Raw genomic sequence first — 21,886 nt, 5'->3', positions numbered from 1 at the left:
AGCGCCCCGCGCGCCGCTGGCCACCGGCCCGCCGCTGCCAGGAAGGACCGTCATGCCCGAGGTTTCGTCATTGCTGGCCGCCGCGCTCGCCTGCGCGGCGCGCGGCTGGCGCGTGTTTCCCCTGCGTCCCGACGACCGACCCGACGACCCCGATGCGGCCAAGCGGCCAGCGTTTCCCAACCGCTGCACCGCCGAGCACTGCCCCCGCACCGACCCGCGCTGCCGCGCCGCCGGCCGTCACGTCGGCTGGGAGGAACGCGCCACCACCGACCCCGTGCGCATCCGCCGGGCGTGGTCGACCCGCCCCTACGGCATCGGCATTGCCTGCGGCCCCTCCGGGCTGGTCGTGGTCGACCTCGACGTGCCCAAGCACGCCGACGACACCCCGCCGCCGCAGTGGGCCGGGGCGTGTGACGGCCTCGACGTGTTCGCCACCCTTGCCGCCCGGCACGGCACCCCGCTCGACCCGTTCGACGGGTTCGGCCCTGACGTGCCGCGTGGCGGTATCGACGCTACGTACACCGTGACCACGGCCAGCGGTGGCAGTCACCTCTACTACCGCTACCCCGCCGCCGAGCCGTTGCTGCGCAACACCACCGGGGACCGGGGCGGGCTGGGATGGAAGGTCGACACCCGCGCCCACGGCGGCTATGTCGTGGCCGCTGGCAGCACCGCCGCCGGTCGCCTCTACGAGATCGCGCTGGACTGCGACCCTGCGCCGCTGCCCGCGTGGGTAGCCGGGCTGCTCACCCCTGCCCGGCGACCCGCTCACCGGCCCGCCCCGGTGGCGCTGCCGCCGGACCGGCGCGGCGCGTACCTGGCAGCGGCGATCCGCCGCCAGGTCGCTCACCTCACCGGCGTCCCGGAGGGGCAACGCAATCACGCCCTGTTCGCCTCTGCGGTGGCGCTCGGGCAGCTCGTCGCCGGGGGCGCGCTCACCGACGCCGACGTGACTGCCGTGTTGGAACCCGCCGCGCTGTCGCTCGGCCTGCCGGGTGGGGAGGTCGCGCGCACGATCGCGTCCGGGCTGCGGATCGGGGCGCGCAACCCGCGCACCCTCGCCGGAGTGGGCAGGGCGGCGGCATGAGCACCCGGTTGCAGATCGGCTCCGGCCCCGAAACCATTCGCGTGCTCAAAGCGGCGCTGGTCGACGGGCTGCTCCCCAACACCTACGTGTCCGCCGGAGCGCTCGTGCACATGGAAGCCGTGTCCGGCGGGATGGCCACGGCCGCCGATGAAGACTCCCCGCTGCCGGTGTCGGCGAGCATGGTCAACCCTGCCGGGCTGGCCGGGCTGCTGGCCGAGCATGCCTACGTGTACCGGCTCAAGAGCCGCAAGAGCGACAGCGGGGATCCCGAGGTCTACGAAGACGAGGTGACCCCACCTCGCGACATCCTGTCGTCGGTGCTGGCCGGCAAGACGTGGCCGGGCGTGCCGCCGCTGCGCGGGATCATCGGTGCCCCGGTGCTGCGCCGTGACGGCACCCTGCTCCAACAGCCCGGCTACGACCCGGCGACCGGCCTCTACCTGGCATCCAAGGTCGCGCTTCCCCCGGTGCCGGACGAACCGACCCCGGAGCAGGTCGACGAGGCGCGCACGTTCCTGCTCGATCGGTTCCTACGAGACTTCCCATGGGCAGCCGTCGCCGACCGGGCCAACTACGTGGCGCTGCTGGCCACGCCGATCCTGCGGCACTTCACCCGCAGCCTGACGCCGTTCGCGCTGATCGACGCCACCATGCCTTCATCCGGTAAGACGATCCTCACGGCCGGGCCGGGGATGCTCTACGGGCAGCGGGTCATGACCTGGTCGTACTCCGATGAGGAACTGCGCAAGTCGATCACTGCCGTGCTGGCCGAGCAGGTCGGCGTGGTGATCTGGGACAACCTGGCGGAGGGAACCGTCATCGACTCCGCCGTGCTCGCGCAGCTCGTCACCTCCGGAGTGTGGTCTGACCGGCAGTTGGGCGCGTCGCGCAACGTCGCCACCGTCAACGACCGGCTGTGGATGGCCACTGGCAACAACCTCCAGGTCGGCGGGGACATGGCCTCCCGCACGGTGCGGGTACGCCTCGACCCGGATATGCCCCGCCCCGAGCTACGCGACCAACGCGGGTTCGGCATCCCGCACCTCGACCAGTGGATCACCGACCCGGCCAACCAACTCACCGTTCTGTGGCACCTGCTCGTGCTGGTGCTCGACTGGACCCGCCAAGGGGCACCTCGGGTGTCGGGGTTGTCGATGCGGCAGTTCACCCCGTGGGCGCAAGCCCTCGGCGGGTTCCTGGCGCATCACGGCATCGGCGGATTCCTCACCAATGCGGCCGAGATTCGCGGGATCGATGAGGACGAAACGCGCTGGCGCGCATTCCTCACCTGCTGGCACGACCGCCACGGCGGTCGTGCGGTGACCGCCGCCGAACTGCGGCAAGACGGTGAGCCGATGCACCTCGGCAGCGACGCTCACGACCCGTGGGATGGGCAGTTCATCACCACCCACAACGGGCGGCTACCGAATGCGCTGCAACTCGGTCGGCTGCTCACCGGGCAAGCCGGTCGGTGGCGCGGTGAGCACGTCGTCCGGGCAGGCCGCAACGACCGGGGGGACCGGGCCGTGTTCTGGGTCGAGCAGCACGAGGGGTGAAACCCGCTGAACCATCTCCGCATCTCCGCATCTCCGCATCGACCCCCTACCACCAGGTAAAACACCCTGCGGAGATCAGAACCAAGAGGATCATCAATCTCCGCATCTCCGCAGCCAACTGCGGAGATAACCGCTCGTTGCGGAGATGACCCCTCATCACCTCCGACCATCTCCGCAAGCATTTGCGCAGCTCACAGCCATGTTTGCGGAGATGCGGAGATGCGGAGATGGTTCAGCCGCTCTCACGCAGGACAACCAGCCACCCGCCGCCGCCGACCCACTACCGCGACCCGCTGAGAGCCACACAGCCAGATTCGTGCATGGCCTAACCCCAGCCCATCGCGGATCTTGGCTGTACGTGGCTCTCGGCGGGTCGCCCTGCGTCGTTCTGAGGTGCTGCCTCCCCATCCCTCCACATCCGACCCAAGTCGACCGGAAAGCCCTCACGGTGCGTCTCAGCCGCCCACGACCCACAACTCACCACTGAGGAGGCTCGCGCGTGAAGCCGGACACCCCAAAGCTTCATCAAGAAAAGCCCGGTTCCCCGGGAACGCTGTACCGCCCCGCCGAGGTCGCCAAAATCCTCCGCTGTTCTGAGTGGTGGGTAAAAGATCAGGCCCGGAACGATCGAATCCCCTATAGCTGGATCGGAGGGAGCTACCGGTTTACTGACGAGCACGTGGCGGAGATTGTCCGACTGTTCGAACGCCGACCTGCTGTCGATCCGCTATCGGGAAACCGCACGACTCCCGCCCCGCGCCGTAGTCGTGCAAGAAACACTGATTCGACGGTCCAACTCAAGGCGCGACCGCCCCGCCGCACGCGTTCCGTGGCCGCGCAACCACCTATCGCTGCCTAGGCAATCCGTTCCGTGCCGCCCGGCCTCTCTGCCGGGCGGCACTCTTTTATGGGAGAGGTGACCGGTTTGGGATACGCCGAGAATCGTGGGAACTACTGGCGCGGCCGTTACAAAACAACGTCCGGCAGCTACGGCACCGTCAGTGACACGACCGGCGGAACCGTCCGCTTCCGCACCAAGCGTGAGGCCGAACGTGCCGCCAACGACGAGGAAGCCAAGGTACGCGCCGGCCGCGTTCGCGACCCTGCGGCGACCCGGATTACCTTCGGGCAGTACGTCAGCGGGTGGTACGCCGCTCAGGACCTGGCCGCATCGACGTTGCAGAACTACAGGCGGCACATCGAAGAACATCTGCTGCCCGCTTTCGAGCACGCGGCGATTGCCGACATGACAGCCACGGATGTGGCCGCTTGGGAAAAGAAGGAAAGGGCTCTCGGCTATGCCGAGTCGAGTATCAAGACATGGCGCGCCACCCTCCACCTCATCCTTGCCGACGCCGTCGAAGAGGGACTACGAGATTCCAACCCCGCCACCCGCCGCCGTGGACGAGGTAAGCGCGCAGGCCGTTCACGGAACCGTGGCCCGGAGAAAGCCGTCACGGACCCGCTTGGCATCTTGCTACTTGCCGAGCGCGCTGCGCTCTTGTCTGGTCGCGACGACGAATTCACGGCCGTTGTGCTCAAGGGGTACACGGGAATTCGGTGGGGCGAACTGGTCGGGCTGGAGACACAGTACGTGCGTTCGACCAGTCTGAGAGTGGAGTGGCAGCTATACGAACTCGACACCGGCGAACTGCACCGCTGCCCGCCTAAGGATGACTCCCACCGTACGATCGATCTGCCGCCGTGGCTATTCGGGCTAGTGTCCGATCACATCGCGAGTACGCAACCTAAGCCGTGCTCTTGCCACGGACTCAAATATGTCTTGGCGGCTATCGGGCCGCCAATGGGGCGGCACAACGACCAGGGCCGAGGCTGGTCGACGTAGCCCGTCGCGCGGGCGTATCGACCGGTACCGCCTCTGCGGCCATGAATCACTCAGAGGTCGTGCGGGAGGCGACGCGCGTCAAGGTGCTGGCTGCGGCCGAAGACCTCGGATACGTCCGTGGCGCTGGATCGTCGGGAGAGCTTGCGGCTCATTGGCGACGCAACAGCTTTGCTACGTGGCTTTTCCACCCGTCGGCCACTGGCTGGTATCCGAAGAAAGCCCCGCAGGAGGCGCGACCGGTGCCGCTGCTGGCTGACCCATGGCCAGGTGTGCCCGCGCGTGGCCGGAACGGTGCCGCACGAGCCGAATCGTGTTGGCTGCCGATCGCGCCCGGTCTGACGCCGCACGGACTTCGGCACACGCACAAGACGGTCATGGTCGGCGCGGGCATCCCTTCGAAGCTGATGGATGACCGGATGGGGCACGAGGATGGTTCGGTGCAGGCTCGCTATTCGCACGTCACGCAGGACATGCGGCAACGCCTCGTGGTCGCGCTCACTGACCTGTGGGAAGCGTCGCTTGCTGCCCGCCGAGAGATGTCGCCCGGCTCACCTGTGGGCGCGCTCGACCGGCTGTTGAAGGTGCCTGCCTAGAGGTCCCTGGGAGACGCGTTCTCCAAGATTTTCTCCCAGAATTCTCCCACGGCCACTCTCGGGAGACAGTTCAGGGCCGGTCTCCTTTGTGGGAAACCGGCCCTGAACTGGCCTTACCTCTGGTCGGGGTGGCCGGATTCGAACCGACGACCTCTTCGTCCCGAACGAAGCGCGCTACCAAGCTGCGCCACACCCCGAGGCGTGCCGACAAATAGTAGCCCACCCGCCCCGATGGTCAAACTCGGTACCCCCGCCGGCCGGGCCCAGTCCGGAGCAGCCAAGATCCGCACAACTTCAGGGATGTAGTGGCTTCGCAGCGCGCTGAGACCCCTATTTCCATGAAGTTGCGCGGATCTTGAAGCGGGGGCGCCGCGCGGGGGCGCTGAGCGGGGTCAGCGGGGGATGAGGGTGAGGATGCTGGCCTCCGGGGGGCAGGCGAAGCGGATTGGAGCGGTCGGGTGGGTGCCGAGGCCGGCGGAGACGTGCAGCCAGGAGTCCGAGCCCGGCCAGCGGTGCAGACCGCGCGCCATCGAGCGGGGCAGACCGCAGTTGGTAACCAGCGCCCCGAAGCCCGGCACGCAGACCTGACCGCCGTGGGTGTGCCCGGCCAGCAGCAGCCCGAAGCCGTCCGCGGCCATCTGGTCGAGCACCCGTGGCTCGGGGGAGTGCGCCAACGCGATGGACAGGTCGGCGGAGGACGAGACCGTGCCAGCCACGGCGGGGTAGTCGTCCCGGTCGATGTGGGGGTCGTCCACGCCGACCAGGTCGAGTTGCCGACCGCCGGCCTTCAGCGTGGTCCGGGCGTTGTTGAGGTCTATCCAGCCGGCGCCGGTGAACACCTGGCGCAGCTCCTCGTAGGGCAGCTCGACGCCCTCGGTGTACTCCCGGTCGGGCAGGAAGTAGGTGAACGGATTCTTCAACACCGGCCCGGTGTAGTCGTTGGAGCCGAACACGAACGCGCCCGGGTAGTCCAGCAGCGGTTGCAGGGCCCGCAGCACTCCGGGTACCGCGCCCGGGTGCGCCATGTTGTCGCCGGTCACCACCACAAGATCGGGGTCGAGAGCGGCCAGTGACGCCACCCAGCGCTGCTTGCGCGCCTGGTCGGGCATCATGTGCAGGTCCGACAGGTGCAGCACGCGCAGCGGCTCCGCGTCGGCCGGCAGCATCGGTACGTCGTACCGCCGCAGGGTGAACATGTTGCGCTCGATGAGCGACGCGTACGCGAGCGTGGCCGCGCCGACCGTGGCGGTTCCGGCGGCAAGCCGGAATAGTGTGCGCTTTCGCATGGCGTTCAGGGTAGTTTGACCGTCCATGAGCACGCTGAAGGACCGCCTCACTGCCGACATGCGTTCCGCGCTCAAGGCGCGCGACGAGCTGACCACCTCCACGCTGCGGATGGCCCTGGCCGCCGTCGGCACCGCCGAGGTCGCTGGCAAGGCCAAGCGCGAGCTCACCGATGACGAGGTGCTCGCGGTGCTGACCAAGGAAGCCAAGAAGCGCCGGGAGGCGGCCACGGCCTTTGGCGACGCTGGCCGCGCCGAGCAGGCCGCGAAGGAGACCGCCGAGGGCGAGGTGTTGGACCGCTACCTGCCCAAGCAGCTCTCGGAGGCCGAGCTGACCGAGCTGGTGTCGGGGGCGCTCGCCGCGGGCGGCTTCACCGGAAAGGCGCAGATGGGCCCGGCGATGAAGGCGGCCCAGGCCGCGGTGGCGGGCCAGGCCGAGGGTGGTCGGGTGGCCGCCGAGGTACGCCGGCAGCTCGGCCTCTGACCCACAGTCACCCGGATCTGCGGGTGCGGTGATCGTCGGCCCTGAATCTGCGGCGGTAGCCGTGGCCGGCCGGTAGTCCGGACAGACGAAGGGACAGACGAACGGGCGGGCACCCGGAGAGGGTGCCCGCCCGTTGTGTCCTACTCGTCTGCTCAGCCGCCCGGGCGGCCGCCGCCACCGGGTCGGCCGGGCGGGTTGCCGGGCTGCCCCGGAGTGCCCGGCGTGCTGCCGCCACCGCTGCTGACCTGGATGGTGACCAGGCCGCCCTTGATCGTGCGCCCGTCCGGGGTGGTGCCGGCGGCGGTGCCGGCCGGGCACGCCGAGGCCACCCTCGCGTCGGAGACGACTGGCTCGAAGCCTGCGCCCTTGAGCCGGGACTTCGCCTGATCCACCGACACACACTTCACGTCGGGGATGCTGCGCTGGTCACCCTCGGAGATCTTCTGGCCCGGCGGCTCGAAACCGATCCGCGGTTTGCCCTTCATGGCGTCCCGCAGTGTCTCGTACACCGGCGGGTTGATGCCGTCCTTCTCCTTGTGCTTCATCTTGACGTTGGTCTGCGGCCAGTCCGGGTCGGCCATGATGCCGGCCACCGCGTACTGCTTGGTCATCGCGACCAGGGCGGCGGTCTTCTCCGAGTCGGTGGTGCCGGACTTGCCAGCCACCGGCGCGTCGACGGCGCCCTTCACCGCGGCGGCGGTGCGGCTGCCACCGCACTTGGTGGTGCTGGAGTTGTCGCCGACCGGGCACCGGGCGGCGTCCACGGCGGCTCGGGCCACCTCGGTGCTGAACCGCTTCTCACAGCGCGGGTTGGCGATGTCCAGCTTGTTGCCTTCCGGGTCCCGGATTTCCTGCACCGGGATCGGCTCGCAGTACTTGCCGTCCGCGGCGAGCGTGGCGTACGCGTTGGCCAGGTCAAGCGGGGTGACCGCCGAGACACCGAGGGTGAACGCTCCCCAGTCGTGGGCCGCCGCCTTGTTGTTGGCCCACTCATTTTCCTTGCTGACCCGGAAGTTGATGCCGAGCCGCTTGGCGGCGTCGACCACGTTCTCCGCGCCCACCTGCTGCTGGAGCGGGACGAAGTAGGTGTTGACCGACTGGGAGAACGCGGACCACATGTTCTGCACACCACCGGCCTTCAGGCCGGAGTTGGTCGGGCAGTACTTGTTGGTGCCCGGGCAGGCGGCGTCGCTGCCCTGCTCGACGATGTACTCCGACTTGAACTGCTGCGGTGCGTTGATCGTGTAGCTGAGCGGAAGGCCCTTCTCCAGCGCCGCCACGATGGTGAAGATCTTGAAGGTCGAGCCGGCCTGGTATCCGGTGATGCCGTCGCCGCCGGTGAGTAGCGGGTTGACCGTCGCCGGGTAGTTGCCCCGGATGCCCTTCCTGCTCTTCGCGGGATCGCTGGAGATCTTGTTCTTCGGGTTCTTCGGGTCGTCCAGTTTGAACTGCCGGTTGACCGCGAGGGCCCGGACCCGGCCGGTGCCTGGCTCGACCACCGCGACCATGGCGGCTTCCTTGCTGGTCTCTTTCTTGGCCCTGCGGACCGCCGCGTCCGCGCCCTTCTGCGCCTGGACGTCGATCGAGGTCACGACGGTGTAGCCGCCGCTCTTCAGTCGCCGCTCCCGGTCGTACGTGGTCGAGCCGAAGGTCTCCTGCTGCATCCACCAGCGGTAGAAGTAGTCGCAGAAGAAGCCCCAACTGTTGACGTTGGCGGCGACGCAGCCGTTCGGGGTGCGCTTGTCCTTCACTACCAGCTTGGTCGCCTTGGCGGCGTCGGCCTCCTGCTGGGTGATGGCCTTGATGTCGACCATGTTCTGGATGACGTAGTCGCGCCGGTCCAGGGCGAGCGGGTATCCGGCCTTGGTGGTCGGGTCGTTCGTCGTCGGTGCCTTGACCATGCCGGCCAGCAGCGCCGCTTCCTCGATCTTGAGCTTGCTCGGCGGCTTACCGAAGTAGACCTGGCTGGCGGCGAAGATGCCGTACGCGCCGTTGCCGAACGAGGCGAGGTTGAGGTAGCGGGTGAGGATCTCGTCCTTGGAGAATTCCTTGTCGACCTGGAGAGCCAGCCGCATCTCGCGGAGCTTGCGGGCGCTGGTGTCCTCGGTCGCCGCGACCACGTCGGCCGGGTGGGTGGCCGAGTAGGCGATGGCCAGCCGGACGTACTGCATGGTCAGCGTCGAGGCACCCTGGCGCCCGGAGCCCTCGCTCTGGTTGTTCACGAACGCGCGGGCGACACCGTTGATGTCGACGCCGTTGTGCTTGTAGAAGTCATGGTCCTCGGCCGCGATGATGGCCTTCTGCATGAACGGCGAGATGTCGGCGAGCTTCACGTCGCGTCGGTTCTCGTCGTACATCGTCGCGAGCGGTGTCTTGCCGTCCGACGCCAGTAGGTAGCTGATCTGCGGCGCGCGGGCCACCGTCAGCTCCGTGGGCAGGGCACCGAATGTCTCGGCGCCGGCCTTGGCGGCCAAGCCGGACATCGCCACTGCGGGGAAGGCCGCCGCAGCGACCACCACGCCGGCCAACAGGCCACACACGAGTAGCGATGCGGCGTTGGTCAGCACATTGTGGTCACGTTTCCGCATCCAGGTCACCTCAGCAGGGTACGCGAGTAGGGAACGAGGGGCGCTGGGGCGTTCTTTCCCCATTTCCTGCGCGCGCTGCCCTCGTTGTGCTAAACGCACGACCCCCCGTGCTTGGTTGCGTGTGACCTGGCGTGAGTCTCCTCCGATTCAAGGAGGCGGCGCAGCGTTATCGCTGACCTCGGCGGGGTAACCGGCGGGCGAAGGCCCGGGAAGCCGGGAGTGTCCGGAATGATGGATTTAGCCGACAACGTTGCGTAATCAGTCGACTACAGAGCATGATGGGGGCGGCGACAGCGCCACATGTCGTCCGCGCCGCCTTGGGGAAGGCGGGCCGGGCGATCGGGGGGAATTGCCGGCTGGCGTGCATCGACGAGGTCGGTAGGTACTGCAAGGGGGGACGTGTACACATGGGCATGATCACTGACTGGCCGACGCTGGCGGCATGTCAGAACGGGGACCCGGACGCGTTGTTCGTACAGGGCGCCGAACAGAACGTGGCGAAGCGGATCTGCCGGAGCTGCCCAGTTCGGTACGAGTGCCTGGCCGACGCGCTGGACAACCGGATCGAGTTCGGTGTGTGGGGCGGCATGACCGAACGCGAACGGCGGGCACTGCTGCGTCGTCACCCGCAGGTGACGAGCTGGCGCAAGATGTTCGAGGCCGCGATGAAGAAGAACAGCAAGGACAAGGCCGGCAAGGACAAGATCCTCGTCAGCGCGGTCAACTGACGCCGGTCACGACCGGCTGATCGCCGCGCCGATCGTCCGTAGCCCGTCGACGTCGTGCACGTCGGCGGGCTGCGCCGTTACCGACACCGCCGGCACCGCCGGGAACGCCTCGGTGAACCGCGCGGCGACCTGCTGCTCGCGTACCGCCTGACGGGCCAGCGCCGCGTGCGCCCGCAGCACGTCGGCGGTGGCCTCATGCCCACCCAGCTCGGTCAGCCGCTCGGCGGCGACCCGGCTCCGCTCGGCGTCCAGCTGCGGCACCGCGGGTCGGTGCACCCGGTTGAGCACCAGACCGGCCAGTGGCATCCGCTCGTCCCGCAGGCGGCCCGCGAAGTAGGCGGCCTCCCGGACCGCGTCCGGCTCCGGTGCCGCCACCAGCAGGAAGGCCGTCTCCCGCGCCTGAAGGATGCGGTACGTCTGCTCGGCCCGCTGCCGAAAACCGCCGAACATCGAATCCAGTGCGGCCACGAAGCCGGACAGATCGGTGAGCAGTTGTGCGCCGAGCACCTTCTGCACCACCTTCGAGAACATCCCGAACGAGGCCGTGACCAGGCTGAACATGCTCCGCCCGCCGCTACGCGCGGGGGCCAGCAGCAGCCGCAGCATCCGGCCGTCGAGGAAACGGGAGAGTCGGGCCGGCGCGTCCAGGAAATCCAGTGCCGAGCGGGACGGTGGTGTGTCCACCACGATCAGGTCCCATTCGCCACGGGCGTGCAGCTGGCCCAGCTTCTCCATCGCCATGTATTCCTGCGTGCCGGCGAAGGTCGAGCTCATCGCCTGGTAGAACGGGTTCGCAAAGATCTCCGCTGCCTTCGTCGGATCGGTGTGCTGAAGCACCACGTCGTCGAAGGTGCGCTTCATGTCCAGCATCATGGCGTGCAGCTCGCCGCCGCTGGCCTCGACGTCGATCCCCTTGACCTGGCGTGGAGTGTTGTCCAGCTCCGTCAGGCCGAGCGACTGGGCCAGCCGGCGGGCCGGGTCGATGGTGAGCACCACCGTGCGCCGGCCGTGCTGCTCGGCGGCCCGCAGCGCCAGCGCCGCAGCCGTGGTCGTCTTGCCGACCCCGCCGGCACCGCAGCACACGATGATCCGCACGCCCGGGTCGGCGAGGATCTGGTCGACGTCCAGCTGCGGCGCCGCGTCTTCGGAAGGCACCAATCGAGCGTATCGGGCCGGGTGGGTCCAGCGCCCGCGCAGAGCTCAGGTGTGAGTCAATCGGCCCGGACGAGGGCCTGAGCCAGTGTCGCGAGCCCCACCCGGTCGACCCCGTCGGGCAACAAGGGCAGCTCGATCATCGGCAGCCCCAGCTCCACCAGGTCGGCCCGGAGCGAATCTTCCAGCTCGCGCCGGATGAGCTGGTCACGCGCCTCGTCGTGCAACCCGGCCACGGTGTCCCGATCGGCCGGCAGCCCGGCGGCGACCAGCCCGCGCTTCAGCTCGGCCGCGGTGACCGCCCGGCCGGCGGGCAGCGGGGGTCGAATGCCGTTGACGATCACCTTCCCGATGCCGAAGCCGAGCGAGGTCAGGTCGGCGATCGCGTCCACCGTCTCCTGCACGGGCATCTCCTCCAGCAGCGTGACCACGTGCACCGCGGTGATCGGGGAGCGCAACAATGCGGCGACCCCCTCGCTCTGGGTCTTGATCGGGCCCACCTTGGCCAGCCGGGCCGTCTCGGCCGTGACGTTGAGGAACCGACCGATCCGCCCGGTCGGCGGGGCGTCCAGCACCACCGCGTCGTAGACGCGCCGCTGCCCCGAGGTGCGGGTCGTGGCCTCCTTCGCCTTGCCGGTGAGCAGCACGTCGCGCAGGCCGGGGGCGATCGTGGTGGCGAAGTCGATGGCGCCGAGCTTGCGCAACGCCCGGCCCGCCGCGCCCAGTTTGTAGAACATGTCGAGGTACTCGAGCAGCGCCTCCTCGGCGTCCACCGCCAGCGCCCGCACCTCACCGCCGCCCGGGGCGTCGGCGAGGTGTCGCTCCTCGTACGGCAGCGGGTCGATGCCGAAGAGCTGGGCGATGCCTTGGCGCCCCTCGACCTCCAGCAGCAGCGTGCGCCGGCCGCCGGCTGCCAGCGCCAGCGCCAGCGCTGCCGCGACGCTGGTCTTGCCGGTGCCGCCCTTTCCGGTCACGACGTGGAGACGGGCCGACCATCCGGTACCGGCCGGGTCGGACGGCCGCTCAGCTGCACGCACCCGTCGAGCCTATCCAGGGTTGGCGGTCACGCGACCTCGCAGACCCACCAACCTGTCTTCTGCACCACTGTGAAGCGCAGGTCCTGGTCGGCCACCCGCTCGTCGGAGGTGGTCATGGTGACCCGGGTGGAGACGGTGGCCCTGTCTCCGGTCTGGTTGTCCACCTTCGGGGTGGTCCACCGGAAGCGCGGGTTCTGGTACTCGGAGGCGTACTTCTCCACCTCGGCCACCTTCGCGGCGATCTTCTCGTCGTCGCGGGAGGCGGCGCAGACGCGGCTGGTCGCCTTGGCCGCGTCGCGATCCTTGTAGACCGCGGTGAGGAACTCGTCGACGGCGACCGCCGGCTCCTTGGCGCCCTCGCCGTCCTCAACGTTGCGCAGGGTCAGGAACGCCACCGCGCCGCCGCCCACGCAGAGCACCATGATCACGACCAGCGCGATCGCCGCGATCAGCAGCCCGCGCTTCTTCTTCGGCTTGACGGTGCCCTGGTAGGGCGGGTAACCCGCCGGGGGCGGCGGGATCGCCGAGGGGTCCTGGGTGCCCGGCTGCGTCGGTGCCGTGGCTGACGTGGAGCCGCCCGGTCCGTCCGGCTGGCCGGCACCGCCGAACTGTCCGGGGAAGGTCGGGGTGGGGACGGCCGGGTGGGCGGGGAGTGCCGCCGGGGCGGGCGGTGCGGGGAGAGCGAGCGGCCTGGACGGCCTGGGGTCCGGCTGGCCGGGGATGGCCAGAGCTCCGGGCTGGCCCGCGGGATCCGGGTGGGCCGGCGGGAGGGCGGGTGGGCCGGCCTGGTCGCCGCTGGGCGGTTGGGTCATCGTCTTTCCCCCGGGGGTGCGGCGCCCGCCGCCACCCCTGGCGTCGAGCGTGATCGAGCGGGCGGACGGGCGCTGCGCGACCGTCCGACCGGAAGGGTAGCGGTCGATGACCGGATCGGTGTCGCCCCTGCCGTGCCAGGCGGCCCGTCGATCTGGCTGGAGGCTCCCGCGCCCGCCGCGACGTCGTTCCTCCCCCTTGCAATCTGTCGCATATGTGACTGGACATGACCGTATGTGCGCGTCCTATTGGCGGGACTGCGGCCACGGACCTACGTTCGTCCCGGTGCGGGGGCCGGAACGGACGAATGGGTCCGGACCGGAAGCGTGATCCGAGAGGTACGACCGGAGGCAGTGCATGCGCGACGCGGACAACATCCCTCGCACCCCGTTCCCGACCAACGACCGGCCGCGCCAGCCCGGGTCCATGGTCGAGGCCGGCGGGCAGGTCGGCGGCAAGCCAGTCAACGAACGGTCGTACCGCCGGATGCCGGAGCCGCCGGTGGGCGTTCGGGTGCCGAGCCGCCCCGCCGAGCGGGCCCGCGACGACGACGAGCCGGGCTTCGTCATCCACCTGCCGATCCGGGTGCCGAACCTGACGGCAGCGACCGTGCTGGCCGGCCGGGTGGCGGTGTCCCTGAGTTTCCTGCCCGAGCTGGATGCCGGCGAGACCACCGTGTCCAACGCCGACGACCAGAACAACCGGCACCGGGTCTTCTGCGATCTGTTGCTGCCCGATCGGTCCCGCTGCCCTCAGGGGTACGAGCACGAAGGGGCCTGCGGAGAGCTGCCGGCCGCGCCGGAGCAGCGTCCCGCGTCTCGCCCGGCCAGCGGACCGTAGGCTGTCCCTCGAACAATTCCGCACCGAGAGGGAGCCCTTCAGCGATGCAGAAGTGGGAATACTCCACGGTCCCGCTGCTGGTCCACGCGACCAAGCAGATCCTCGACAACTGGGGCGAGGACGGGTGGGAGCTCGTCGCCGTGGTCCCCGGGCCGAACCCGGATCAACTGGTCGCCTACCTGAAGCGACCCAAGGCGTGAGCAACGGTCCGCACGCGAAACTCGCCGAGCTGGGTCTCGAACTGCCCGAGGTCGTGCCGCCGGTGGCCAGCTACGTCCCGGCCGTGCAGTCCGGGCAGCACGTGTACGTCTCCGGCCAGTTGCCGATCGCTGAGGGCAAGCTGCTCGCGACCGGCAAGGTCGGCGCCGGGATCTCCGCCGAGCAGGCGAAGGACCTGGCCCAGCGGTGCGCGCTCAACGCGCTGGCCGCGGTCGACTCGCTGGTCGGCCTGGAGAACGTGGTCAAGGTGGTCAAGGTGACCGGTTTCGTGGCGTCCGCGCCCGGCTTCACCGGTCAGCCCGCGGTGATCAACGGTGCCTCCGACCTCCTGGGCACCGTCTTCGGCGAGGCCGGCCGTCACGCCCGCAGCGCCGTAGGGGTGGCCGAGCTGCCCCTCGACGCGCCGGTGGAGATCGAACTGATCGTCGAGGTCGCCTGACACGTCGCCACCGCCCCGCGATCTTGCACCTCCGGCCCGGATGAAAAGCCCTGAACGGGGATGAATTAGGGACCGCACATGCAAGATCGTGGGGTGTGGCGGGCGGGGTCGTACGATCGCAGCCATGAGCGGGCACGTGACGGCGCCGGCGGCGGCGCTCGCCGACGAGCTGCCGACCTGGGTGACACTGCTGCGTGCGCCGAACCCGGGGCCGATGACCCTCGACGGCACCAACACCTGGGTGCTGCGCGCCCCGACAGCCGAGTACGGCGTCGTGGTCGACCCGGGGCCGGCGGACGAGGGGCACCTGACCCGGATCGCCGAGCATGGCCCCGTCGGGCTGATCCTGATCACCCACGGGCACCACGACCACACCGAGGGCTCCGCACGGTTGAGTGAGCTTCTCGGCGGCGTTCCGGTACGCGCCGTGGACCCGGCGCACAGCGTCGGTGCCGAGCCGCTGACCGCACCGGGTGAGCACTTCGGCGGCTTCGGCCTGGAGATCCGCCTGTTGGACACGCCAGGGCACACCGCCGACTCGATCTGCTTCCTGGTCGAGCACGGCGACGAGCGGGTGGTGCTCACCGGTGACACCATCCTCGGACGGGGCACCACCGTGGTCGCCCACCCCGACGGGCACCTCGGTGACTACCTGAGCAGCCTGGAGCTGCTGTCCGCGTACCCGGGGATCCGGGCGCTGCCCGGGCACGGCCCGGCGCTGGCCGACTGCGGTGCCGCCGCCGACTTCTACCTCGCCCACCGCCGGGCCCGGCTCGACCAGGTCCGCGCGGCGGTCGCCTCCGGCGCCCATACGCCCGCCGACGTGGTGGCGGCGGTCTACGCGGACGTGGACCGCTCGCTCTGGTGGGCAGCCGAATGGTCGGTCCGTGCCCAACTGGAGTACCTGGGTGTCGACACCGGGGAATCAGTGCCCGGGGTCAGTGGGTTGGAGCACATGTGACCTGCCCCGTGTGTGGAACCGTCGCCGTTCCCGGCGCGCGGTTCTGCCACAACTGCGGTGCCGCGCTGCCGGCCGCCGCGACGTTGCCGGCGGCCGAGCGTCGGGTGGTCACCGTCCTCTTCGGTGACCTCTCCGAGTTCACCTCCTGGTCGGAGGATCTCGACCCGGAACGCGTCGGCGCGGTCACCGACCGGGTGCTCGCCGCCCTCGCCGGCGCGGTGAAGACCTTCGGCGGTCACGTCGACAAGCTGACTGGTGACGGGATCATGGCGGTCTTCGGCGCCCCGGTGGCGCACGAGGACGACGCCGAACGAGCGGTCCGGGCCGCCCTGTCCATGCAACGGGCCGTCCGCCGGGTGCTCGACGACGAGCGGGGCGGCGGCGCGCCGCTCGGGCTGCGGGTCGGGCTGAACACCGGCGACGTCATCGCGGGCATCCAGGCCGCCATCGAGTACACGGTCATCGGCGACACGGTGAACACCGCCGCCCGGCTGGCCGACGCCGCCGCGGTCGGCGCGGTCTACGCCGGCGGGCGCACCGCCGCCGCCACCCGGCACGTGTCCTCCTGGCGGACGCTGCGCCCGCTGCGGCTCAAGGGCAAGCGTGAGCCGGTCGAGGCGTATGAGCTGCTGGGTCTGCTGGACGCGCCGGGCACCCGTTCGGGGCTCGGCGACGAGGCGCCGTACGTGGGCCGGGAGACGGAGATCGGCCGGGTCGCCGGCCGGCTCGCCGAGGTGATCGACCAGGGTGACCCGAGGGTGCTGCTGATGACCGCCGAGGCGGGCATCGGCAAGTCCCGGTTCGCCGCCGAGGTGGAGCGCCTCGCCGCCGGGTACGACGTGGGCGCCGGCCGGTACGCGGCGCACACGGGTGCCCGGGTCCTCTCGGTGCGCTGTGCCGCGTTCGGTGAGCGGCGTCGGCTCGCGCCCCTGGCCGACCTGGTGCGTGCCGCCGTCGGCCTGCCCAGTGACGCCGCCACCGCACTGACCCGACCGGCGGTGGAGGAGAGGCTGCGGCGGCTCGGGCAGCGGCTCGCCCGCTCCGGCGGTGAGACCGCGCCGATCGCCACCGAACAGTTGCTCGCCCTGCTCGGCTACGCCGAACTCCCGGCGCACGGCGGCACCGACACCGGCGAGTGGGGCGGGTCGGGCACCCCGGCCGCTGACGCCGAGGCGGTGCCGAACGCGGTCGCCGACCTGCTCAGCGGGCTCGCCTCGGAGGCGCCGTTGGTGATCGTCGTGGACGACCTGCACGACGCCACCGCCGAGACGATCAGTGCCCTCGGATTGGCCCTGTCCAGGCTCACCGGCCCGGTGCTGGTGCTGCTGCTCGGCCGCCCCGAGCTGGTCCGTACCGCCGGCGCGCTGACCCGGGTCGCGGACGCCGAGGTGCACTCCCTGCCGCCGCTGCGCGGTGCGGACGCGGCGCGGCTGCTCACCACCTACCTCGGTGGCGGCAAGCTGCCGCAGGCCGACACGGACCGGCTGCTCGCCACCGCACAGGGCAACCCGTTCTACCTGGCCGAGTTGGTCACCCTGCTCATCGAGCGCGGAGCGCTCACCGAATCAGCGCGCGGTGTCCGTGCCGCGGAGTCAGCGCGCGGTGTCCACGCCGCGGGGGAGCGGCCCGGATCCGGCGAGCGGGACCAGAGCGCGGCGGCCGGCTGGCGGTTGGTGCCCGGTTCGCTGGGCAGCCGGCTGCTCTCCCGGGACCTCGCCGCCGTGCTCGCCGCCCGCATCGACGCGCTGCCGCCGGACGCCCGTTCGGTGCTGCGCGACGCCGCGGTGATCGGTGACGCGGTGCCGACCGGTGCCCTGGAGGCGATGCGCGAGCAGCGCTCCGGCCGCGATGGCCGACCGTCCGCGGTGATCGCCGTGGAGCTCGACCGGGCTGTCGAGGAACTGCTGCAACGCCGAATGCTGCACCGCTCCCGTACCGGCTACTCGTTCGCGACCCCACTGATGCGGGAAGCCGCGTACGCCGGGGTGAGCAAGGCGGAGCTGGCCGAGCGGCACGCCGCGTTGGCCCGCTGGGCGGCGCCGACGGACGAGGCCGCACCCGGATCGCCGGGTGGGTTCACCGACGAGGCCCGGGACGACTTCGTGGCGACGCACGTCGAGCGGGCCGCCACGCTCGCCGACGCGGTGAAGCTGCGCCCGGACGCGCCGGCCCGGACGGTGGTCCCGCTCGGCGTCGCCGCGCTCGGCCGGGCTGCCCGCCGGTCGCTGTCCGCCGGTGAGCCGGCGCTGGCCGTCGAGTACACCGAGCGTGCCACCGAACTGGCTCGCGACGGGGTGCCGGCGGCCGATCGGGTGGTGCACGCGCGGGCGCTGCTCCAGGTCGGCCGGGTCACCGACGCCCTGGCGTACGCCGAGAAGATCTCCGCGAACGCGGGGGACGAGGCCACCCGGGTCAGCGCCCTGCTGCTGGCGGGGCAGGCCCAGGAGACCCTCGGCGATCAGGGCCGCGCGGTGACCGCCTGGCAGGAGGCGTTGCAGGTGGCCACGGCGGGCGGGCTGTCCACACAGCGCGCCACGGCGATGCGCCGGCTCGGCATGGCCGACTTCGTGGCCGGGCGGCTGAGTCAGGCGAGCAGTCGGTTGGCTGCCGCGTACCAGGTCAGCCTCGGCGCGCAGGACCGGCGCGGGCAGGCCTGGTCCCTGCAGAACCTGGCCTGGGTGACCACCACCCGGGGTGACTTCGCCGGCACCGACGCGGTGCTCGGCCGGGCCGCCCGGCTCTTCGCCGAGCTGAAGGACCCGTACGGGCGGGCCTGGTTGCGCGGCACGACGGCGTTCGCCCGGCTGCTCGCTGGCCGACTGCGCGAGGCGTGTCGAATGGCGCAGGTGTTCCTGCCCTTCGGCGAGCGGGTCGGTGAGGCGTGGGCGGTGGGCACGCTGCGCGCGGTGGCGGCGTTCGCGACCGCCGAGCTGGGTGACCTGGCCGAGGCGGACCGGGAGGCCCGGAGGGCGTACCGGGAGTTCGCCGCTGCCTCCGACGACTGGGGGCGCGGGTTCGCGCTGGTGGTCAGGGCGGTGGTGGCGCGCGGGCTGGGCGAGCCGGAGCACGCGGCGGACCTGCTCACCGACGCCCTGGCGTACGCCGAGCGCACCTCGCACCCGCTGCTCACCGGGATGGCCGGCACGCTGCGCGGCTTCGTCGCGTTGGACATGGGCGACTGGGAGACGGCCGAGCAGGTCGCCCGCGCGGTGCTGACCGCCGTGGAGCCGCACAACCCGCAGGCCCCGGCGCAGGTGGCACCCCGGGTGCTGCTGGCCACGGCCCGACTGGCGGCCGGTGACTCGGCGACCGCGGTCGGGCTGCTCGCCCCGGTGGCCACGGCCGCCGCGAACGCACCCTCGCTGCTCTTCTCCCGCCGCCAGACGATGGCCCAGTACGCGTCGGCGCTGCTCGCCCACGGTCAGCGGGATCAGGCGTTGGACTGGGCCCGGCGGGCGGTCACCGCGCCGGCCGAGGACGTGCGCAGCCAGGTGATCGCGGCCAGCGTGCTGGCCGAGGCGCTGGCCGCCTGCGGTCGCCCGACGGAGGCGCTGTCCTGCGCGGAGGAGGCGGTCCGCCTGGCGTACGCGACCGAGCAGCGCAGCGAACGTGCCGCCGCTGACGCCCTGCGCGCCCGCCTCGCAGCCCTCGCCTAGCCGCGGTGGCCGGCAGGTTTCTGCCGGTTTCGGGGATGTGGTGGTCGGGGTGAGCGGCTAGCGTGTCACCACCGTGTGCCGGTCCACAGTGGTAACCGTCGCCGTGCCTGGGGAGGCCCTTCATGAAGCTGCCGCGTTCCATCGCGGGCTGGACCATCGCGGTCTTCGGCGTGTTGGCGCTGGTGATGGGCGCGGTCGGGCTGCTCTGGCCGGAGGCGCAGCTGCGCATGCTCGGGTTGGAGGTGCCGGCGACGCGTGCCGTTGGTGATCACACCGGCACGTTCCTGCTGGCGTCCTCGATGGCGGCGTTCAACATGGGCGTCTACTACCTGCTCGCCACGGTCACCGAGTGGCGGACGTTCTACCGGTTCACCGTGGTCTTCCGGCTGGTCACGTTCACCGTGTTCACCATCGCCGTGTTGTCCGACATCGCTCCCGACGGGTTCTTCGGGGTGGCGGCCTGGGAAGGGCTGGGTGCCCTGGCCACCGCCGTCGGCCTGCGCCTGGATGCCCGCAGGGGCGTGCCGGCCGGTGAAGTCGCAACGCTCGATGCTGCCGAGGCGGCCGCGGTCGCTGAGGAGGGTACCGGTCCGGCTGGTGCCGCTCCGGCGGACGCGGTGCGCTGAGCCACCGGCCGGGTTGGGTATTTTCGAGCGGTGACCGACACCCCGACCGGCCGCCTGCCGGTGCCGATTGTGCCCGGTCTGACCGATTTACGGGTCTTTGCCCGGGGCGGGTACGCGACCGTCTACCAGGCCACCCAGATCTCGGTGGGCCGCGAGGTCGCCGTCAAGGTGGAGAACCGGACGCTGGACAGCGAGCGCGATCAGGCCCGTTTCCTGCGCGAGGCGCGGGCGGCCGGCCGGATGTCGTCGCACCCGCACGTGGTGGACCTCTTCGACGTCGGAGTCACCGTCGACCAGCACCCCTACCTGATCATGGAACTCTGCGACGGCTCGTACGCCGAACGGATGCGCACCTCGCCGCTGGGCCCGGTCGAGGCTCGTGACCTCGGCATCAAGATCGCTGACGCGCTGGCCCACTCGCACGCGGCCGGGGTGCTGCACCGGGACGTGAAGCCGGCCAACATCCTCTACTCGCCCTTCAACTCGGCGGTGCTCGCCGACTTCGGGCTGGCCGTGCTCGCCGAGCACCGCGACGCCTCGGTCACCCTGGAGGTGCTCACCCCGGCGTACGCGCCGCCGGAGATGTTCAGCCACAGCCCGCCGTCGCCGGCCGTCGACGTGTACGCGCTCTGCGCCACCCTCTACGCGGTGATGCACGGTCGGCCTCCCCGCTGGCAGTCCGAGCGCAACCCCAGCCTGGTCACCGTGCTGGAGATGTTCAACCAGCCGCTCCCCGCCCTGCCCGGCGTGCCGGACGAGCTGATCGACGTACTGCGCGCCGGTATGACCAACGACCCCGCCGAGCGTCCCTCCGCCCTGGAACTGCACGACCTGCTCTCCAGCCTGCCACTCGGCTCGCCGTCGGCCCCGGTCAGCGGCGCCCCGGTCAGCGGTGGCGCCACCCTCTCCGGCCCGTACGCGCCCAGTCAGCCGGTGGCCCGCCCACCCATCGAGGACACCCAGCAGACGGCCCCCGGTGGCCGGCGCTGGCGGCGCTGGTTCCTCGGCGGCGCCGGGGTGCTCGCGCTCGCCGCCTCCGCCACCGCCGGTGCCTGGGTCGCCGACCGGGCACCGCCGCCCGCCCCGAACCCGACGGTCACCCAGGTCGCCGCACCGGCGACCGGGCTGCTGCCCGGCTGCGCGACCGGCACCGGTGCGCCCACCGCCCTGCCTGAGGGTGCCCGGTGCCTGCCCGAGCTGGAGTGCTTCGGCCCGGTGCGGATCCGCGGCAGCCGCGCCGAGGCGGCCCGACTGTCCTGCGTTGGCCGACATACCTGGGAGACGTACGCCGAGGGCATCCTGCCGGTGTCGCTGGTCGGCGCCACCTACGACGAGGTGATCGCCGCTCAGGCGGTGCGGCAGGTGTGCAGCGCCACGACGTTCCGGTTGACCACCGGGATCGGCGAGCCGACCGGCTGGCACCTGGAGGTGCTACCGCCGGTCGACGGCAGCATCGACCGGACCTACCGGTGCCTGGCTGGGCGGGGCGTGGACGCGCTCATCGCGCCCACCCTCACCGGCCGCTGAGCCCGTTCGACCCGCGCCGCCGATCACGCACCGCACGCAACGCGTCCCGGCTGTCCAGGGCTTCCAGGGTGTCCGCGTCGATCCCGTACGGCATCAGCTCGGGCGGCCCGACGGTCCCCGAGCGGTCCGCTTGCTCCGGCTCGTCGCCCTGACGGGCGGCGGAGACGGCGACGCCGGCCACCATGGTCAGCAGCACGCACAGTAGCGCGAGGACCACGCCGAGGAGATCCTGGCGGCGCCAGACGGCCATTGTGACCAGCAGCGCTAGGGCTCCCAGCGCCGCGACCACCGCCACCGTCCGCGCATCGGGTCTGGACAATTGACTCACCCGTCCAGCATGTCGTGACGTGGCCGGCTGTCAACCGCAGAACCGACGGCAGTGCCGATCGGTGTCGATCCTCGCGACCCGCCTGACATGGTTGGCGGCGTCCACACGGATTGGACGGAAGCCGCT

18 protein-coding genes, 1 tRNA gene and 1 pseudogene are annotated in these 21,886 nt (G+C 71.0%); 13 read left to right on the top strand and 7 right to left on the bottom strand.

What is annotated here, in order from left to right; genetic code table 11:
- The first annotated feature begins 52 nt into the window (after positions 1–52).
- The 4 genes and pseudogenes from ABZS37_RS23775 (at position 53) to ABZS37_RS23760 (ending at position 5,082) form a co-directional block, all read left to right on the top strand.
- Entirely contained in the window at positions 53–1,087 is a 1,035-nt protein-coding gene (locus tag ABZS37_RS23775) for a bifunctional DNA primase/polymerase (RefSeq protein ID WP_355172263.1), read from the top strand.
- Positions 1,084–2,643, top strand: coding sequence for a hypothetical protein (locus ABZS37_RS23770; RefSeq protein ID WP_355172261.1), 1,560 nt, complete (start codon positions 1,084–1,086; stop codon positions 2,641–2,643). The genes ABZS37_RS23775 and ABZS37_RS23770 overlap by 4 nt, the downstream gene beginning before the upstream one ends.
- 499 nt (positions 2,644–3,142) lie before the next feature.
- Positions 3,143–3,502 carry a helix-turn-helix domain-containing protein gene (locus tag ABZS37_RS23765; protein ID WP_355172259.1) on the top strand — a complete coding sequence of 120 codons (360 nt, stop codon included), beginning with the start codon at positions 3,143–3,145 and terminating at the stop codon, positions 3,500–3,502.
- A 66-nt stretch (positions 3,503–3,568) separates the two neighbouring features.
- Positions 3,569–5,082: pseudogene (locus tag ABZS37_RS23760) on the top strand (LacI family DNA-binding transcriptional regulator).
- A gap of 120 nt (positions 5,083–5,202) precedes the next feature.
- Here the strand turns inward: ABZS37_RS23760 and ABZS37_RS23755 are convergent.
- Both ABZS37_RS23755 and ABZS37_RS23750 read right to left on the bottom strand, forming a co-directional pair.
- Positions 5,203–5,279 (bottom strand) — tRNA-Pro (locus ABZS37_RS23755).
- A 195-nt stretch (positions 5,280–5,474) separates the two neighbouring features.
- Positions 5,475–6,368 (bottom strand): metallophosphoesterase, encoded by an 894-nt coding sequence (locus ABZS37_RS23750; protein ID WP_355172257.1) that lies wholly within the window; start codon positions 6,366–6,368, stop codon positions 5,475–5,477.
- Positions 6,369–6,393: 25 nt separating this feature from the next.
- Between ABZS37_RS23750 and ABZS37_RS23745 the strand changes: the two genes are divergently transcribed.
- Entirely contained in the window at positions 6,394–6,849 is a 456-nt protein-coding gene (locus ABZS37_RS23745; RefSeq protein ID WP_355172255.1) for a GatB/YqeY domain-containing protein, read from the top strand.
- A gap of 152 nt (positions 6,850–7,001) precedes the next feature.
- Here ABZS37_RS23745 and ABZS37_RS23740 read toward each other — a convergent pair whose 3' ends face one another.
- Positions 7,002–9,437 (bottom strand): transglycosylase domain-containing protein, encoded by a 2,436-nt coding sequence (locus ABZS37_RS23740; RefSeq protein ID WP_355172253.1) that lies wholly within the window; start codon positions 9,435–9,437, stop codon positions 7,002–7,004.
- Between the two features lie 407 nt (positions 9,438–9,844).
- Between ABZS37_RS23740 and ABZS37_RS23735 the strand changes: the two genes are divergently transcribed.
- The gene (locus tag ABZS37_RS23735; RefSeq protein ID WP_355172251.1) at positions 9,845–10,165 is read left to right on the top strand and encodes a WhiB family transcriptional regulator; all 321 of its coding nucleotides are present in this window, start codon (positions 9,845–9,847) and stop codon (positions 10,163–10,165) included.
- 6 nt (positions 10,166–10,171) lie between these two features.
- On the opposite strand, the gene ABZS37_RS23730 is transcribed toward ABZS37_RS23735, so the two are convergent.
- Genes ABZS37_RS23730 through ABZS37_RS23720 form a run of 3 tightly spaced genes read right to left on the bottom strand, consistent with a single transcriptional unit; the run spans position 10,172 to position 12,875 of the window.
- The gene (locus ABZS37_RS23730; RefSeq protein WP_355172249.1) at positions 10,172–11,320 is read right to left on the bottom strand and encodes an ArsA-related P-loop ATPase; all 1,149 of its coding nucleotides are present in this window, start codon (positions 11,318–11,320) and stop codon (positions 10,172–10,174) included.
- Between the two features lie 56 nt (positions 11,321–11,376).
- Positions 11,377–12,354, bottom strand: a complete 978-nt coding sequence (locus tag ABZS37_RS23725) for an ArsA-related P-loop ATPase (protein WP_355172247.1) — start codon at positions 12,352–12,354, stop codon at positions 11,377–11,379.
- 26 nt (positions 12,355–12,380) lie between these two features.
- On the bottom strand, positions 12,381–12,875 hold the full coding sequence (locus ABZS37_RS23720) for a hypothetical protein (protein ID WP_355172308.1): 495 nt from the start codon (positions 12,873–12,875) through the stop codon (positions 12,381–12,383).
- A 646-nt stretch (positions 12,876–13,521) separates the two neighbouring features.
- Between ABZS37_RS23720 and ABZS37_RS23715 the strand changes: the two genes are divergently transcribed.
- From ABZS37_RS23715 to ABZS37_RS23685, 7 genes are all read left to right on the top strand, one after another.
- Positions 13,522–14,004, top strand: coding sequence for a hypothetical protein (locus ABZS37_RS23715; protein ID WP_355172245.1), 483 nt, complete (start codon positions 13,522–13,524; stop codon positions 14,002–14,004).
- A gap of 44 nt (positions 14,005–14,048) precedes the next feature.
- On the top strand, positions 14,049–14,204 hold the full coding sequence (locus tag ABZS37_RS23710) for a DUF4177 domain-containing protein (protein WP_007466198.1): 156 nt from the start codon (positions 14,049–14,051) through the stop codon (positions 14,202–14,204).
- The gene (locus ABZS37_RS23705) at positions 14,201–14,662 is read left to right on the top strand and encodes a RidA family protein (protein ID WP_354994625.1); all 462 of its coding nucleotides are present in this window, start codon (positions 14,201–14,203) and stop codon (positions 14,660–14,662) included. The genes ABZS37_RS23710 and ABZS37_RS23705 overlap by 4 nt, the downstream gene beginning before the upstream one ends.
- Before the next feature lie 124 nt (positions 14,663–14,786).
- Entirely contained in the window at positions 14,787–15,623 is an 837-nt protein-coding gene (locus tag ABZS37_RS23700) for an MBL fold metallo-hydrolase (RefSeq protein ID WP_355172243.1), read from the top strand.
- Positions 15,620–19,279, top strand: a complete 3,660-nt coding sequence (locus ABZS37_RS23695; protein WP_355172241.1) for an adenylate/guanylate cyclase domain-containing protein — start codon at positions 15,620–15,622, stop codon at positions 19,277–19,279. Before ABZS37_RS23700 ends, ABZS37_RS23695 begins: the two co-directional genes overlap by 4 nt.
- A 122-nt stretch (positions 19,280–19,401) precedes the next feature.
- Positions 19,402–19,905, top strand: a complete 504-nt coding sequence (locus ABZS37_RS23690) for a hypothetical protein (protein ID WP_355172239.1) — start codon at positions 19,402–19,404, stop codon at positions 19,903–19,905.
- A 30-nt stretch (positions 19,906–19,935) separates the two neighbouring features.
- A complete protein-coding gene (locus ABZS37_RS23685) occupies positions 19,936–21,432 on the top strand; it encodes a serine/threonine-protein kinase (protein WP_355172237.1) in 1,497 nt (498 codons plus the stop codon).
- On the opposite strand, the gene ABZS37_RS23680 is transcribed toward ABZS37_RS23685, so the two are convergent.
- Positions 21,419–21,760, bottom strand: coding sequence for a hypothetical protein (locus ABZS37_RS23680; protein WP_355172235.1), 342 nt, complete (start codon positions 21,758–21,760; stop codon positions 21,419–21,421). The two genes, ABZS37_RS23685 and ABZS37_RS23680, sit on opposite strands and share 14 nt — an antisense overlap.
- Positions 21,761–21,886: the final 126 nt, after the last annotated feature.

The sequence above is a fragment of the Micromonospora sp. NPDC005413 genome, assembly GCF_040606435.1.
Classification (GTDB): domain Bacteria; phylum Actinomycetota; class Actinomycetes; order Mycobacteriales; family Micromonosporaceae; genus Micromonospora.
This window is presented reverse-complemented; position numbering and strand designations above follow the sequence as displayed.